This window comes from Streptomyces longisporus, assembly GCF_039532765.1.
GTDB lineage: Bacteria > Actinomycetota > Actinomycetes > Streptomycetales > Streptomycetaceae > Streptomyces > Streptomyces longisporus.
In genome coordinates this window covers 280,130-295,071 of the sequence record NZ_BAAASG010000010.1, presented here as the reverse complement: position 1 = coordinate 295,071, position 14,942 = coordinate 280,130, and the positions used below count along the sequence as shown (strand labels likewise).

The 14,942-nt window shown below is 71.9% G+C and carries 10 protein-coding genes; 3 read left to right on the top strand and 7 right to left on the bottom strand.

From position 1 onward, the window contains the following. Nucleotides 1–8: 8 nt before the first annotated feature. Both ABD355_RS22415 and ABD355_RS22410 read right to left on the bottom strand, forming a co-directional pair. Entirely contained in the window at nucleotides 9–827 is an 819-nt protein-coding gene (locus tag ABD355_RS22415) for a slipin family protein (protein ID WP_344402322.1), read from the bottom strand. Nucleotides 828–983: 156 nt separating this feature from the next. Beyond that, entirely contained in the window at nucleotides 984–2,663 is a 1,680-nt protein-coding gene (locus tag ABD355_RS22410) for a TROVE domain-containing protein (RefSeq protein ID WP_344402321.1), read from the bottom strand. 345 nt (nucleotides 2,664–3,008) lie between these two features. Between ABD355_RS22410 and ABD355_RS22405 the strand changes: the two genes are divergently transcribed. Further along, the gene (locus ABD355_RS22405; RefSeq protein WP_344402320.1) at nucleotides 3,009–6,197 is read left to right on the top strand and encodes an amidohydrolase family protein; all 3,189 of its coding nucleotides are present in this window, start codon (nucleotides 3,009–3,011) and stop codon (nucleotides 6,195–6,197) included. Nucleotides 6,198–6,309: 112 nt separating this feature from the next. Here the strand turns inward: ABD355_RS22405 and ABD355_RS22400 are convergent, their stop codons facing one another. The 4 genes from ABD355_RS22400 to ABD355_RS22385 form a co-directional block, all read right to left on the bottom strand. Then, nucleotides 6,310–7,341, bottom strand: coding sequence for a LacI family DNA-binding transcriptional regulator (locus ABD355_RS22400; RefSeq protein WP_344402319.1), 1,032 nt, complete (start codon nucleotides 7,339–7,341; stop codon nucleotides 6,310–6,312). 75 nt (nucleotides 7,342–7,416) lie between these two features. Further along, nucleotides 7,417–8,253 (bottom strand): ATP-binding cassette domain-containing protein, encoded by an 837-nt coding sequence (locus ABD355_RS22395; protein ID WP_344402318.1) that lies wholly within the window; start codon nucleotides 8,251–8,253, stop codon nucleotides 7,417–7,419. Continuing rightward, nucleotides 8,250–9,263 (bottom strand): ABC transporter permease, encoded by a 1,014-nt coding sequence (locus ABD355_RS22390; protein ID WP_344402317.1) that lies wholly within the window; start codon nucleotides 9,261–9,263, stop codon nucleotides 8,250–8,252. Before ABD355_RS22390 ends, ABD355_RS22395 begins: the two co-directional genes overlap by 4 nt. A gap of 155 nt (nucleotides 9,264–9,418) precedes the next feature. Then, complete coding sequence (locus tag ABD355_RS22385; RefSeq protein ID WP_344402316.1) at nucleotides 9,419–10,435, bottom strand: sugar ABC transporter substrate-binding protein; 1,017 nt, start codon at nucleotides 10,433–10,435, stop codon at nucleotides 9,419–9,421. Nucleotides 10,436–10,629: 194 nt separating this feature from the next. On the opposite strand from ABD355_RS22385, the gene ABD355_RS22380 reads away from it, so the two are divergent. After that, nucleotides 10,630–11,574 (top strand): carbohydrate kinase family protein, encoded by a 945-nt coding sequence (locus tag ABD355_RS22380; protein ID WP_344402315.1) that lies wholly within the window; start codon nucleotides 10,630–10,632, stop codon nucleotides 11,572–11,574. A gap of 44 nt (nucleotides 11,575–11,618) precedes the next feature. Further along, the gene (locus ABD355_RS22375) at nucleotides 11,619–11,912 is read left to right on the top strand and encodes a putative quinol monooxygenase (RefSeq protein WP_344402314.1); all 294 of its coding nucleotides are present in this window, start codon (nucleotides 11,619–11,621) and stop codon (nucleotides 11,910–11,912) included. Between the two features lie 27 nt (nucleotides 11,913–11,939). Here the strand turns inward: ABD355_RS22375 and ABD355_RS22370 are convergent, their stop codons facing one another. Then, complete coding sequence (locus ABD355_RS22370) at nucleotides 11,940–14,891, bottom strand: SpoIIE family protein phosphatase (RefSeq protein ID WP_344402313.1); 2,952 nt, start codon at nucleotides 14,889–14,891, stop codon at nucleotides 11,940–11,942. Nucleotides 14,892–14,942: the final 51 nt, after the last annotated feature.

Genomic DNA, 14,942 nt, shown 5'->3' with positions numbered 1-14,942 from the left:
GTCCTGCGCTACGGCAGCCGGGGGTCGGCCGGCGCTGCAGGAGCCGTGGCAGCCCCGCCGGACCCGAACTGCTGGGCCGCCTTGTCGAAGTACCGCAGCAGCTCCACCGGGAACGGCATCACGAGCGTCGAGTTCTTCTCGGCCGCGACCTCCACGACCGTCTGGAGGAGGCGCAGCTGCATCGCCTCGGGGGTGTCCGACATGATGCGAGAGGCGTTGGCGAGCTGCTGGGCGGCCTGGAACTCGCCGTCCGCGGTGATCACCCGGGCCCGCCGCTCGCGCTCCGCCTCGGCCTGGCGGGACATGGACCGCTTCAGCGACTCCGGCAGCTGTACGTCCTTGATCTCGACGCGGTCGATGTGGACGCCCCAGCCGGCGGCCGGGCTGTCGATCATCAGGGCGAGCCCCTCGTGCAGCCGCTCACGGTCGGACAGCAGGTCGTCGAGGTCGCTCTTGCCGATGATGGAGCGCAGCGACGACTGGGCGACCTGCCCGACGGCGAAGACGTAGTCCTGGACCTCGATGGCGGCCCGCAGCGGATCGGTCACCCGGAAGTAGACGACCGCGTCGACCTTCACCGAGACATTGTCCTTGGTGATGCCCTCCTGGGTCGGCACCGGCATGGTGACCACCTGGGTGTTCACCTTCCGCATCCGGTCGACGAACGGAATCAGGAACGTCACGCCCGGCTGCCGGTACGACGGCAGCGCCTTGCCCATCCGGAACACGACCCCGCGCTCGACCTGGTTGACCACCCGCATCCCGCTGCGCAGCACGAGCAGGACCGCCACAGCCACCAGCACGACCGCGACCACAGTGCCTTCCATGGCACTCCATTCCTCGAAAAAATTCCCCGTAAGGATTGAGACAAGGAAGTAGACACCGCACGGAGTTGGCCGGATGCGCCCGCACGCGTCAGGAGATCGTCAAGAAAAACGGTCGACGCGCGGGAGGCCTCGCGGGATCCACGAGGGCGGACACACTCAGGGACAGCGGGCTTCCCAGGGCCAGTCGGCAGCCCGGCCCGACTCCAGGAGCGGGATCAGCCGGAACGCGGCGTCGCCGAGGCCGCCGAAGGTGTGCCGGTGCGGTCCGGCACCGCTGTGACCCCTGGAATAGCCGGCCAGATTCCATGTGTACACGGGGACGTGCTCCGGGACGGCGGCGAGCGGGTCGAGGGACGCGGTCCAGTGGGCCTGTTCGTCGGTGACGACGACCACCCGGTCGTGCTCGGCGTAGTGCCGGGCGACCGCTCCGGCCGTGTCGGTGCCCCCGAGGTCGTGGAACCGGTCCAGTGTCCGGAGCACGGACCCGCCCGGCTCCAGCTCGACCGTCCGGCTGTCGGTGCCGAACTCGACGAGATCGGCCTGCTCGGCCCGCAGCGCCAGCGCCGTACCGAAGATGGCGGCCGAGTCGGCCCGGTTGAGCCGGGTCATGGCGCTGGGCAGGTCGAACATCGAGCCTGAGCGGTCGACCAGCACCAGCGTCCGGCCGGGCAGCGCCGGCACGTTGACGAGGGAGTGCCCGAGGGCCGCCTCCAAGGCCTCCTCCCAGCGACGGGCCGGCGCGCTGCGGTGGGCGGCCAGGTAGCGGAAGGGGAACTGGCCGGAACGCAGCACCTCGGCCGGGTCGGAGATTCTGCGGGCCACCTCGGCGGCCGTCCGGTCGTCGATGCCGGCGAGGTCGAAGTTGCGCAGGTTGCGGACGAGCGCCATCGTCCCCATCGAGGGGATCACGGCCTCCCACACGGCGGCGTCCAGCGGCCCGTGCAGCCAGCCCGCCAGCGCCTCCCAGGTCATCCCGGCCGCGGTCAGCCGCTGAGCCCCGCCCTCCGCGGTGACCAGCGCGTACCGTTCATCGGCCGGTACGGCCATCAGCGCATGGTGCGCGGCGAGGAGCGCGTCGCCGGCCGGCGGAACGGCGCGGTCGGGGCGGTGGCGTCGGTCCAGGGCATACCGGAACAGCTCGCCCTGCCAGGGCCGCCCCGGATCCGGGGCGGGGTGGGTCAGCTCGATGACGTCACCGAAGCGGAAACCGTGTGAGCCGGTGTCGTACTTGAGCAGCGCGCGCCCCGTGTAGAGGCGCCGCACCGCGTCTGCGACGCCACGCTTGACGGGCTGCGGCAGGACCCGCCCGTACCGGCCCGTCCAGTACGCCAGCAACTCGCCGGGCTCGTCGGCGCGTTGGAGTACGGCGTCCACGGCCTGACGCGAGAACCCGACCAGCCCGGCGTCGCGCCGGCCCCGGACGAACTCGGCCGCCCCCACCACGGACGCCGTCCGCATATGGGCCTCGGTACGCAGCCAGCGCAGCAGCCCGAGCGTCCACGCGGGGTCGCTGACCGCAAGCTCACGCATCAGCCGCGCGTAGCGCTCGTCCCGGGACTGCGCGCTCTCGTAGAAGCTGCGCTGCCCGACCATGTTGGCCACCGCCAGCAGGAAGAGCTCGGTCTTCGGTTCCCGGACGTACCCGGCGCCGCCCTGGTGGTTGACGCCCTGCGGCAAGGAGAGAACCGTCCGGCTGACGGCCTTCGACGCCGGTACCAGCCACCGGCCATGGGTGGAGAGCGAGGACGTCGCTCCGCCTGCGGTCAGGCCCGGAAGCTCGGCCCGGATCTCGGTCCTGGCCTCGGTTCTGGCCCGCTGACGGTTGAACCGGGTCATGCAGAAGTCCCCCTGGCGGTCGGCCCTGGTGATGGGAGGTCGGAAGCGTGCGTCGTGGGGAACGCGTGAGCGATGGGCGGCCGCGATCCCGCGGACGCGAAGTCGGGCGCCTTCCGAGATCAAAGGTGGGCACCGGTGTTTTTTCGACAGGAAGTAACCGGGGCACGGCGCATCGGAAGGCGTCGGACCCGGACGTTACCCGCCCCGACTCGCAGACGCATCCGAATTAGCGGTGAGTGCGGCCCCTCCTGCGGACCGGCTCCGGTTGCCGGGCCCGCCCCCGCACGAGTGATGGCCGATGACATCGTTGAGCCCGAGGCGGGTGGTGCGACAGTGTGTACTGCCATGGACTGTGACCGGACCTCCGTGACCTCCGCCTTTCGTCCGACCCGTCGTCAACTCCTCGCCGCGACAGGCGCGTTGCCGCTCCTGGGTGCGGCCGTGCCGATCGCGCGAGCCCGCACCGGCACCCCCTCCCTGTCCTTCACCCAGGCCACCAACGGTTCGGCCACCCTCGCCGGTGACCGTCTGATCGCCGAGGTGCAGGGCACCCTCTGGTCGCTGCCCCGCGCGGGCGGCAAGGCCCGTCCCCTGACCCCGGTCGACCTCGAACCCAACCGGCCCACCCACTCCCCGGACGGCACGCTCGTCGCCTTCTGCGCCTACCGGGGCGGCGGCTTCCACCTCTGGACCATGCGCCCGGACGGGTCCGATCTGCGGCGGCGCACCGACGGGCCCTGGGACGACCGTGGCCCGGCCTGGTCGCCCGACGGCACCCGGCTCGCCTTCGCCTCCGAGCGCGACGGCGACCCCGTCGCCGGCAGTCCGTACCGCATCCACGTGCTTGAGCTGCGCACCGGCCGTATCACCCGGGTCACCGGCCTGACCGGCCAGGACGGCCCCCTCCAGGACGGCCCGTGGGAGGACTTCGACCCCACCTGGTCACCCGACGGCAGCAGCATCCTCTTCGTCCGCGCCAAGCCCGTCGCCACACCCCTGGGCACCGGCCTGGAGGCCCGTACGATCGCCGCCGTCCCCGCCGACGGCACCGGACCGGTCACCGTTCGGCACACCGAGACCGAGGCCGCGCAGGTCATGACCCCGGCCCTGGCCGCCGACGGCCGTCTGGCCCATCTGCGCACCACGGCCGCCCCGAACGGCTCCTGCACGCTGGTCGTGGACGGGCACCCCGTCCCGGTGGCGGGGGACATCGCTCCGGTGCCCCCGCGCTGGACGGCGGCGGGAGAGCTGCTGCTGACGCTCGACGGCACCTTCACCCTCGTACGACCGGAGCGGCCCGAGCAGCCGCAGACCATCCCCTTCGAGGGCGTACTGCCCGTGCGGCGGGCCCGGTACGGGACCAAGGCGTACGACCTCGGGGAGCCGGGCCGGGCCCGTCCGGTGCGTGGCATCCATCTGCCCGCGCTGTCGCCCGACGGGCGGCAGATCGCGTTCGCCGCCCTCAACTCACTTTGGCTCGTGGGCAGTTCGGGAGGGCGCCCGCCCCGGCGGCTGCACACCGCACCCCGCACCCGGTATCTGCTCGCCCCCGCCTGGGCTCCCGACGGCCGGTCGCTTCTCTACGCCGACGACCGCGACGGCCTCCTCGGTGTGTACCGCCACGATCTCGCCACCGGCGAGGAGACCGCGCTAGCGACCGGCGGCCGGGTCCACCCGGCGCTCTCCCCGGACGGGCAGCGGCTCGCCTGCCTCGACCTGACCGGCCGGCTTCTCGTCCGCGACCTGGCCTCCGGCGAGGAACGCGTCCTCGCCACCCCCCTCGGCGGCGGCGGTCTGCCCGGCCGCCCCAGCTGGTCGCCCGACGGCCGCCACCTCGCCCTCTGCGACCGCAACCGCCTCAACTCCCGCTTCCGGGAGGGCTACAACCTCGTCCGGATCGTCGACACCACCACGGGCACCGACCGGCTGCACACGGTGGCGCCCCACACCTCGATCTCCGACCGGTACGACTCCGGGCCCGTCTGGTCGCCCGACGGCCGCTGGATGGCGGTGATCGTCGAGTCGGCGCTGTGTCTGCTGCCGGTCGACCCCGACGGCACCCCGGCCGGCGAGCTGCGCACCCTCACCACGGAACCGGCCGACCATCCGTCCTGGTCCGGCGACTCGGCGACCTTGCTGTACCTGTCCGGCGGCCGGCTCCGGCTCGTCGGCGTCGACGGCGGCCCCGCCCGCACCGTCCGCGTCCCCCTCGACGCCCCCAGACCCACCCCCGCGGACGTGGTGGTGCACGCCGGACGCCTGTGGGACGGCACGGGCGAGACGACCCTCGACGACGTCGACATCGTCGTACGAGCCGGACGCATCACCGCGGTGGAACCCCACCGGTCGTCCGGGCGTACGGCCGCCCTCCGCCGCGTCGACGCCTCCGCGCACACCGTGATCCCCGGCCTGTGGGACACCCACACCCACCCCTGGCAGAGCACCTACGGCGGCCGCCAGACCGCCGGCCAGCTCACCTACGGCATCACCACGGCCGTCTCCCTCGGCGGCTTCGCCTACGAGCAGGCCCGCATCCGCGAGGCGGTGGCCACCGGACAGCTCGCCGGGCCGCGGCTGCTGACCACCGGCGAACTCCTCGACGGGGCACGCGTCGCCTACAGCATGGGCCGCGCCCACCGGACCCGGGAGGGTCTGCGCCGCTCCCTGGAACGGGGCGCCGACCTGGACTGGGACTTCGTCAAGACGTATGTCCGGGCGCCCGGCTGGATCATGGAGGAGGCGGCCCGCTTCGCCCACGAACGCCTCGGCGTACGCACCGGAGGCCACCTGCTCTCACCCGGCGTACAACTGGGCCAGGACCTGACGACCCATCTGCAGGCCACGCAGCGCGCCGAGTTCGGGCACGCCGTCACGGCGCGAGGCCGCGCCTACCAGGACGTCACCGAGATCTACACCGCCCCCGCGGTGCGCTTCTCCATGATCGCCACCCCCTTCACCTCCGCACCCCTCCTCGGCGCGGACCCCGCCCTGGCGGACGACCCGCGGGTCACGGTGGTGATGCCCCCGTGGGACACCGCCGCCGTCCGCCAGTCGGCGGGCGTCCCGCCCACCCCGGCCCAACTCGCCACCCTCCGCACGGAGACCGACGTCTACCGGCGCATCCTGGCCGCCGGCGGCCTGGTCGCCCTCGGCACGGACCAGCCGCTCGTCCCGGTCGGCCTCTCCCTCCACCTCGGCCTGCGCGCCCTGCACCGGGGCGGCCTCACCCCGGCCCAGGCCCTGCGCACCGCCACGGTCCTCCCCGCCCGCCTCTTCGGCGTCGACGGCGACCTCGGCACGGTGGAGAAGGGCAAGCTCGCCGACCTGACGGTGATCGACGGCGACCCCTTCACGGACTTCGCGACCCTTGTCCGTACGGTCTCGGTACTCAGGGGCGGGGTGCCGTACACCACTGAGGAACTGGTCGCAGCCTTCGAGCCGTCGGCGGAGAATGCAACTACGCGGGAGGAGGACTGGTTGGGCATGGGACGCCTGATGCGCAGGGACGGTTGCTGCGACGGTCACGGTTTCTGAGCGGGGTGCGCGAAGGCCGCGACGGTTCGGCAGCGCCCCTTCAGGGGCGCGGGGAACTGCGCGACCAGCCACGACGAAGCCGCAGACGACCGACGGACAATGGCGACCCCGGTCAAACCCCCCGCACCGCAGGTGCATACCGCTCGCCGGAGCCCCGGACAATCAGCCGCGTGGGCACGGTAATGGTCCGCGCCCGCGACCGGTCCCCGTCCAGCCGCGCCAGCGCCGTCGCCGCGGCCGCCCGTCCGATCTCCTCGGGGTCCTGGGCCACGACGGTCAGCGCCGGTTCGAGCGCCTCGGCGAGCGGTACGTCGTCGAAGGCGACGACCGCGACGTCCTTCCGCTCGCTGCGGGCGAGTTCGGCGACCATGCCGAGCGCGACCATGTTGTTGCCGGCGAACAGGGCGGTGGGCGGATCGGACAGGGCGAGCAGCTGGGCGGTCGCCGTCGCGGCCGCCGGCTGGTCGTGGGCGTTGGTGACCAGCGCGCGGTCGTACGCGAGACCGGCCTCCTGCAGCGCCGTACGGTATCCGGCCAGCCGTTCGCGGCGGGTGTACAGCTTCACGGGCAGGTCGCCGATGAAGCCGATGCGGCGGTGGCCGTGGGCGATCAGATGGGCGACCCCGTCATGGGTGCCCGCACGGTTGGAGCTGACGATGCTGTCCGTGGACAGGCCGACGCCCGGACGGTCGAGGAAGACCACGGGCAGTCCCGCCGCGCGATGGCTCTTGAGGTGGGAGTGGTCGGCGCCCACGGACGGCACGATCATCAGGATGCTGACGCGCCGGGCCAGGAACTTGTCCGTCAGGGCCCGTTCCCGGTCGGGGTCGTCCGCGGAGGAGCCCATGAGCAGCGTGAGCCCGCGCTCGCCGACCGTGTCCTCGATGGCGCGGGCCACGGCCCCGAAGAAGGGGTTGGCGAGGTCGGGGATGACCAGGCCGATGGTGGTGTCCGGGCCGCCGACGCGGATGTTGCGGGCCATGAGGTTGGGCTGGAAACCGAGTTCGGCGACGGCGGCGAGGACCTGTTCCCTGGTCCGGGGCGACACGGGGCCGTCCTCGTTGAGGACCCGGGAAACCGTCTTGGCACTGACACCTACTTCCCGGGCGACGTCGGCCAGGGTGGGGCGGCGGCTCGCAGCCATGGAGGAACGTCTCCTGTCAGCTCCCGGTTTCCGGCCGCGGCCTCGGCCGGAACATGCGGGAGCTGGGTCGTGTGGTCAGTTGGCCTGAACTCCGGCCGCCTTCGCGGCCTCGGAATCCGCTACGACGGTACCCCCGGCCGCATCGACGGTGAGCGCGCCGGTCATGATCGCGACGACCTCCGCCATGGAGTAGTCGGACGGCTTGATCACCGCAGCCCGCTTGCCCAGCCGGTGGACGTGGATCCGGTCGGCGATCTCGAAGACATGCGGCATGTTGTGGCTGATCAGAACCACCGGCAGTCCCTTGTCGCGGACGCGCCGGATCAGGTCCAGGACCTGCCCCGACTCCTTGACACCGAGGGCGGCGGTCGGTTCGTCCATGACGACGACGCTGCCGGCCCAGGCGACGGACCGGGCGACCGCGACGGCCTGCCGCTGTCCGCCGGAGAGGGTCTCCACCGACTGCGTGAGCGAGCGCAGACCGATCTTCAGGTCGGCCATGTGCTCGGAGGCCTCCTCGCGCATGCGCTTCTTGTCGAGCATGCGGAAGACGCTGCCGAGGATGCCTGGACGGCGCAGCTCGCGCCCGAGGAACATGTTCGAGGCGATGTCCATGGAGGCGGCCACGGCGAGGTCCTGGTAGACGGTCTCGATGCCGTGGGCGCGGGCGCTCTGCGGACCGGAGAAGGTGATCGGCTTCCCGTTGAGGCGTATCTCGCCCGCGTCGGGGACCAGCGCACCGGTGAGCGCCTTGATCAGGCTGGTCTTGCCGGCGCCGTTGTCGCCGATGACGGCGAGCACCTCGCCGGGCAGCAGGTCGAAGTCCGCGCCGTCGATGGCGGTGACATGGCCGTAGCGCTTGACCAGACCGCGGGCCTGCAGCACGGGCGTGGGGGAGGAGGTGGCGGTCATCGGGCCTTCTTCCGGGAGATCTGGTCGACGGTCACCGCGAGGATCACCAGCACACCGGTGATCAGGGTCTGGTAGATGGAGGCGACGCCCATCAGCTGCAGGCCGTTGCGGAACACACCGACGATGAGCACGCCGATGAAGGTGCCCAGGACCGAACCGCGTCCGCCGAAGAGGCTTGTGCCGCCGAGCACCACCGCGGTGATGCTGTCGAGGTTGTCGGTCTGCCCGGCCTGCGGGTCGCCGACTCCGGTGCGCGAGATGAGCAGCAGGGCCGCGATGCCGTAGAGCAGACCCGCGACCGTGTAGATGCCGATGGTCAGGCGGGAGGTGCGGATGCCGTTCAGGCGTGCGGCTTCCTGGCTGTTGCCCAGGGCGTAGACGTGCCGGCCCCAACTGGTGTTGCTCAGCGCGTAGGCGAGCAGCAGGAACAGGGCGATGGTGACCAGCGAGCCGTAGGTGATGTCGGTGTGGCCGAGCGGGAAGGTCTGCCCGAGAGCCGTCAGCGGGCCGGGCAGGCTGGTGATGGTCTGCTCGTTGGAGTAGATGTGGGTCAGCGCGAACGCCACGTTGAGCATGCCGAGCGTGACGATGAACGGCGGCAGCGGGATCTTCTGCACCAACAGCCCGTTGAGCAGGCCGAATCCGGCGCATACGGCGATGCCCAGGGCGATGGCGACGAGCGGGGGCAGGGTGCCGCCCGCGGCCATCTTGGCGATGACGATGCTGCCGAACGCCATCACGGCACCGCACGACAGGTCGATGCCCGCGGTGAGGATGATCAGGGTCTGGCCGATGGCGAGGGTGCCCACGACCATGACCTGCTGCACGATCAGCGAGAAGTTCCCGCCGGTGAGGAACTGGTCGGTCGAGATCGAGAAGTAGGCACAGGCCAGGAGGAGGGCGACCAGAGGGCCGGTGGTCGGTGCCGTGAGCAGCCTGCGCAGCGTGGTCGGCGCTTTGAGATCGGCATACGGCGAGGACGTGCCCGAAGGCGTTGTCGTGGCAGTCATGCGAAGTCCTTGTCGGAAGACAGAAGTCCTTGTCCGCCCGGCACGTTCCTGGCAGGAGGACTGGAGGACGAGGGGGCGGCCGTCCCGGGCGGGGAGGAGGAGCCGGCCGCCCCGCTGAGGGGGGAGGGGAAGTTGTCGCGGGCCTAGGGGGCGGCTCAGCCCCAGCAGTTCTGCAGGCCGAACGCCGTGTCCTTGGACGTGACGCCCGCCTGCGCCTTGTCGGTGATCAGGTTGACGCCGGTGTCGGTGTAACCGGACGCCTTCTTGCCGGTCTTGGCGTAGGAGACGACGGCCTTGACGCCCTCCGCGGCCATCTTCAGCGGGTACTGCTGCGAGGTCGCGGCGATCTTGCCGTCCTTGACCGCCTGGGTGCCGGTGCAGCCACCGTCGACGGAGACGATCAGGACGTCCTTCTCGCGGCCCTTGGCCTTCAGCGCGGTGTACGCGCCCAGCGCAGCGGGCTCGTTGATGGTGTAGACGAGGTTGATGCCCGGGTCCTTCTGCAGGCAGTTCTCCATCGCGGTCTGGCCCTTGGCCTGGTCACCGCCGGTGTCCTGGGCGCAGGCGACGTCCTTGTCGGTGGCGCCGAAGCCCTGCAGGAAACCGTTGTGACGCAGGACGCCGACGGAGACGCCCGGCGCGAGGTCGAGGGTGGCTATCTTCGCCGTCTTGCCCTTCATGGCGGCCTTCGCGTACTGGCCGATGAGCTTGCCGGCGTTGAGGTTGTTGGTGGCGAAGAGGGCGTCGACCGCGCTCTGCGGCTCGGTCGGGGTGTCCAGCGCGATGACCAGGACCCCCTTGGCGCGGGCCTTCTGGACCGCGGGCACGATCGCCTTGGAGTCGCTCGGGGTGATCAGGATGCCCTTCACGCCGGCGGCGACCATGTTCTCGATGGCGGTGACCTGTCCGGCGTTGTCCCCGTCGAACTTGCCCGCGGCGGTCATCAGCTGGACGCCGTCCTGCTTGGCGGCCTTCTCCGCGCCCTCCTTCATCTTCACGAAGAACGGGTTGGTGTCGGTCTTGGTGATCAGACCGACCTTGACGCTGCCCGAGCCGGCGCTGGTGGAGCTCGATCCGGAGCCGGATCCGCAGGCGGTGAGAGCGAGGGCCGCGACGCCCGTGACCGCGGCGGCCCTGAGGAGGGAGGGGGACAGGCGAGTGGTGCGAGACATGAACGACTCCTGCGGGATGCGGGACGGCGAGCGGCGGTCGGATCGGGTCGGGCTGCCCGCGGTGTCATCGTTGACTTATGTCATCGTTGACACCGCCTGGCGAGGATGATGGACTCCCGTTCGCGGCAACGTCAATGCCTTGTACTCGTCACAAATCGGCAACGTCCCCCCTGCCTTCGGAAAGAAGGGCGCCCATGAGCCCGCGTCGGATCACCGTCCTCGGAGAGTGCGTCGCGGACGCCTTCACCGAACCGGCGGACACTGCGAACGAACTCGCACTGCGCGTGCTGCCGGGCGGCGGACCTGCGAATACGGCGGTCTCCCTGGCCAGGCTGGGTACCCCGGCGCGCTTCCTGGCCCGGCTGTCCGGCGATGTGTTCGGGCGCCTGTTCCGGACCCGTCTCGAGGCGTCCGGCGTGGACCTGTCGTACGCGGTCGCGGCCGCCGAACCCAGCACCCTCGCGGTCGCGGAACTGGACGAGCGGGGGCAGGCCGCGTTCTCCTTCCATGCGCAGAACACGGCCGACTGGCAGTGGACGGCCGAGGAGTTGGCGCGCGTGGACCTGTCCGAAACCGCCTGTGTGCACACCGGTTCCCTGGCTCTGGTCCAGCAGCCCGGCGCAGCAGTGGTGGAGGACTTCCTGGCGGCGGCCGCCCCGCACACGACCATCAGCATCGACCCCAACGTCCGGCCGCTGCTGGTCGACCCCGACATCTACCGCGCCCGGCTGGCGCACTGGTGCGCCCTCGCCGACGTACTGCGGCTGAGCGAGGACGACCTGGCACTCCTGCTGCCGGACACGCCTCCCGAGAAGGCCTGCGACAGCTGGCACGCCGCCGGAGCGCGGCTCGTCGTGATCACACGCGGCGCCGAAGGGGCCCTGGCCTCCCTCGACGGTGAACGGATCCAGGTCCCCGCGGTCGCCACCCGGGTGGTCGACACGGTCGGGGCGGGGGACTCTTTCACGGCCGGCCTGCTGCACCACCTCGGCACCCGCGGATTCCTCGGCGGCCGGCTCAAGGGGCTGGACCTCGCCGCGGTCGCCGAAGCCTGTGTGTTCGCCACCCGGGTCGCGGCCCTGACCTGCGCGGTCCCCGGACCCAACCCGCCCTGGCAGAGCGAGCTGACGCAACCCTGAACACCCGCCGGACATCCGCCGACAACGCAACGAGAGGGACCGCTGTGACCAAGACCCTGTTCGCCGAGTTCACCGCCCGCGAGGGAACGGAGGACGAAGTCGCCCGTCTGCTGCGGGAGTACGCCGAGAAGGTCCGCGAGGAGGAAGGCAACCTCGCCTTCGACGCCTACACCAAGGCCGCCGCCCCGCGAGCCTTCTGGATCTTCGAGGTGTACCGCGACGAGGACGCCTTCCAGGCGCATCTGAAGCAGCCCTACGGCGCCCCCTTCAACGCCGCCCTCGCCCCGTTGATCGAGGAGGACGCCTCCGTACTGACGTTCCTCGACCCGCTGACCTGACCCGTTCGCGAGGACCCGTCCGCGAGGTCAGACGTCGACTGCACCGGCGGGCAGGGCCTGTTCGGTCCAGATGGACTTGCCGGTGCGGGTGTGGCGGGTGCCCCAGCGCCGGCAGAGGGCGGAGATGAGCTGCAGGCCGCGGCCGTCCTCGTCGGTGGCGGAGGTGTGCCGGATGTGCGGTGTGGTCAGGCTGGCGTCGGAGACCTCGCAGATCAGTGCGCGGCTGCGGAGCATGCGCAGCCGGATGGGGCCGCAGGCGTGCCGGATCACGTTCCCGACCAGCTCGCTGACCAGCAGCTCGGTGGTCATGACCAGGTCCTCGTCTGCCAGGTCCCAGTCGGCGAGCTGGGCGCGGACCAGCTCGCGGGCCTGGCCCGCCGCCACCGGGTCCTCCGGCAACGGCCACTCGGCGACGTTCTCCGCGGCCAGCGGGTGGGTGCGGGCCAGCAGCAGGGCCGCGTCGTCGGTCAGCGCGCGGTGGGCGGGCAGCAGAGCGGAGGTGATGGCGGCGCACAGGCCGTCCAACCCGTCCCCGGGTGCGCCCGGCCCGGCGTTCACGGACTCGAAGAGCAGCTCGGCGAGGCGGTTCATGCCGGTGGTGACATCCCGGTCCTTGCTCTCCACCAGGCCGTCGCTGTAGAGGGCGAGCAGGCTCTCGGCGGGCAGCTCGGTCTCGAGGGTCTCGAACGGGGGAGTGGCCACACCCAGCGGCGGATCCGGGGTCATGGGCAGGAAGGTCACGGTGCCGTCGGGCCGGGCCACCGCCGGGGGCGGCTGACCGGCGCTGGCGTACGACAGCTGCCGGGTGACCGGGTCGTAGATGCCGTACAGACAGGTGGCGAAGGCGTCGGTGCCCGGTTCACCGATGATGTCGTTGAGGTGGCCGAGGATTTCGTCGGGCGGCAGCTCCAGCTCCGAGAGGGTGCGGACGGCTGTGCGCAGCCCGCCCATGGTGGCGGCCTCGGCCATTCCGTGGCCCATGACGTCGCCGATCACGAGCGCCACCCGGGCCGCGGAGAGCGGGATCACGTCGTACCAGTCGCCGCCGACGTCGGCACCCTGCTTGGCCGGCTGGTAGCGCGCGGCCACCGTCACCTCGGGCAGTTCGGGCAGTGCCTGCGGCAGCAGGCTGCGCTGGAGGGTACGGGCCCGGGTCGTCGCCTCGTCGTAGAGCCCCGCCCGCTCCAGGGCCTGCGCGATCAGTCCGCTGAGGGCGGTCAGCAGGGTCCGTTCGTCGTCGTCCAGCGCCCGCGGCCGGTCGAAGCAGATCACCGCGGCGCCGATCCCGCGCCCCGACACCGCAAGCGGCAGAAAGGCCCACGCCTGCGAGCCGCCCTCCCGGACCAGGACCTCGGCTCCCGGATAGCGTTTTCGGAACTCCTCCGGGGAGGCGATGTGCAGGGGGGTGCGGGTGCGCAGGGCGTCACCCACCGGGTTGGTGGTGTCCCGTACCGTCCACTGTCCTTCCAGCGCCCGGGTGAAGTGCTGCGGGTATCCCCGGGAGCCGACCACGGTCAGCCGGTCGTCGACCACGCCGAGCATGATCAGCCCGGTGGCGCCGAGGGGGGACATCACACCGTCGGCCACCGCCGCCATCACATCCTGGGCGGTGACGGCCTCGGCCAGCTCCCGGGTGACCCGCTGCACCAGGGCCGCCCGCTCCGCCGCCGCCCGTTCCGCGGCGGCCCGCTCGACCTCCCGCAGATGCCGCTCGGTGGTGTCGGTGATGTAGAGGGTGAGGCCTTCCGGCACCGGCACCAGCCGCAGGTGGTACCAGGACGTCCCGTCCGGCCACGGCACGTCGAAACCGGCCGGCCGGCCCTCGGCCGCGATCGCCCGGCACCGCTGCTCGAGCCCCGGCACGGCACGCACCGCGGGAACGTCCCGGAGCAGCGCCCCGGCCACCTCTCCCGCAGGTCCGAAGAGCCGCTCGGCGGCCTGGTTCAGGAACTCGACGCGCCAGTCCGTGTCCAGGGAGACGAAGCCGTCGCTCATGTGCCGCAGCGCCCGCCCCACCGACTCGGCGGCCGTGTGCGTCTCGCTGCTGTCCCGGATGGTGCCGGTCACCTTCACCGGCGCCCCCGCCTCGTCCGTGATCGTCCGGGCCCGGGCCTCGATCCAGACGTACGTGCCGTCCTGGCGCCGGATCCGGTACTCGTGCTGGAAGCCGCCGCGCTCCTGGATACCCGTGTCGAAGCCGGCCACCGCCGCCGGCAGGTCGTCCGGGTGGATCAGCGCCGCCCACGCCTCGATACCGCCGGTCATGATCTGCGGATCGATGCCGGGCAGCACCTCGTCGACGGGCCCGCCCGCGGTCAGCTCGCCGGTGCGCAGATCCCAGGTGTACGTGAGGGCCGGCGCCCCTTCCACCTCCTGCGCCGGAGCGTCCCGCGGCCCCGGCCCGTGCTGCAGGGCCCGTAGCAGGGTGCAGGGCGGATTGAGGATCCCGGACGACCTGAGCCTCCCGGACATCCAGGCCGCCACGTCGTGCAGAAACGCGTGCTCCGCCGGGCCGGGCTCGGTGCCCGGAGCGAAGAGCACGGAGAGCGCACCGCGCCTGCCGCCGCCGCCCGGAACGGGAACGGCCAGGTGCCCGATGCCCACGGGAAGCCCGGAAGGCCACAGCGCGGCGGGGTCCCGGCCGGGCACCGGGTCGGGCGGGGCCAGATCGGGCTGCCAGGCGACGGTGTCACTGCGGGCGGCCCTGCTGGGCGGCGCCTTGCCCCGGGCCGGGATGATCAGCCAGGGCCGGGTCATCGACTCCGGCAGCCCGCTGTCGGCGACCAGATAGAGAACGCCGCTCATTCCGCCGCCCGGCAGATGCACCATGCCGCCCAGGCCGTGCACCTCGGCCACCGCCTGCTGCAGCGCGGTCAGCAGCACCTCGACATCGCGCCGGTCCTCGTCCACGGCGCCGAGCAGCCGCAGCCGCATCTGCTGCCGCTCCAAGAGCCGCACGGTGCCTCTGGCATTCACCACGCCCGACTGTCGCCTCCGCTCACCGCTCGGGGATCCACCTGATCCGAGCAA

What these genes read in the sequence shown, in the direction of transcription:
- ABD355_RS22410 (WP_344402321.1), bottom strand. Translation starts at nt 2,663, where the DNA reads ATGACCCGGTTCAACCGTCAGCGGGCCAGAACCGAGGCCAGGACCGAG.
- ABD355_RS22405 (WP_344402320.1), top strand. Translation starts at nt 3,009, where the DNA reads ATGGACTGTGACCGGACCTCCGTGACCTCCGCCTTTCGTCCGACCCGT.
- ABD355_RS22390 (WP_344402317.1), bottom strand. Translation starts at nt 9,263, where the DNA reads ATGACTGCCACGACAACGCCTTCGGGCACGTCCTCGCCGTATGCCGAT.
- ABD355_RS22385 (WP_344402316.1), bottom strand. Translation starts at nt 10,435, where the DNA reads ATGTCTCGCACCACTCGCCTGTCCCCCTCCCTCCTCAGGGCCGCCGCG.
- ABD355_RS22400 (WP_344402319.1), bottom strand. Translation starts at nt 7,341, where the DNA reads ATGGCTGCGAGCCGCCGCCCCACCCTGGCCGACGTCGCCCGGGAAGTA.
- ABD355_RS22395 (WP_344402318.1), bottom strand. Translation starts at nt 8,253, where the DNA reads ATGACCGCCACCTCCTCCCCCACGCCCGTGCTGCAGGCCCGCGGTCTG.
- ABD355_RS22415 (WP_344402322.1), bottom strand. Translation starts at nt 827, where the DNA reads ATGGAAGGCACTGTGGTCGCGGTCGTGCTGGTGGCTGTGGCGGTCCTG.
- ABD355_RS22380 (WP_344402315.1), top strand. Translation starts at nt 10,630, where the DNA reads ATGAGCCCGCGTCGGATCACCGTCCTCGGAGAGTGCGTCGCGGACGCC.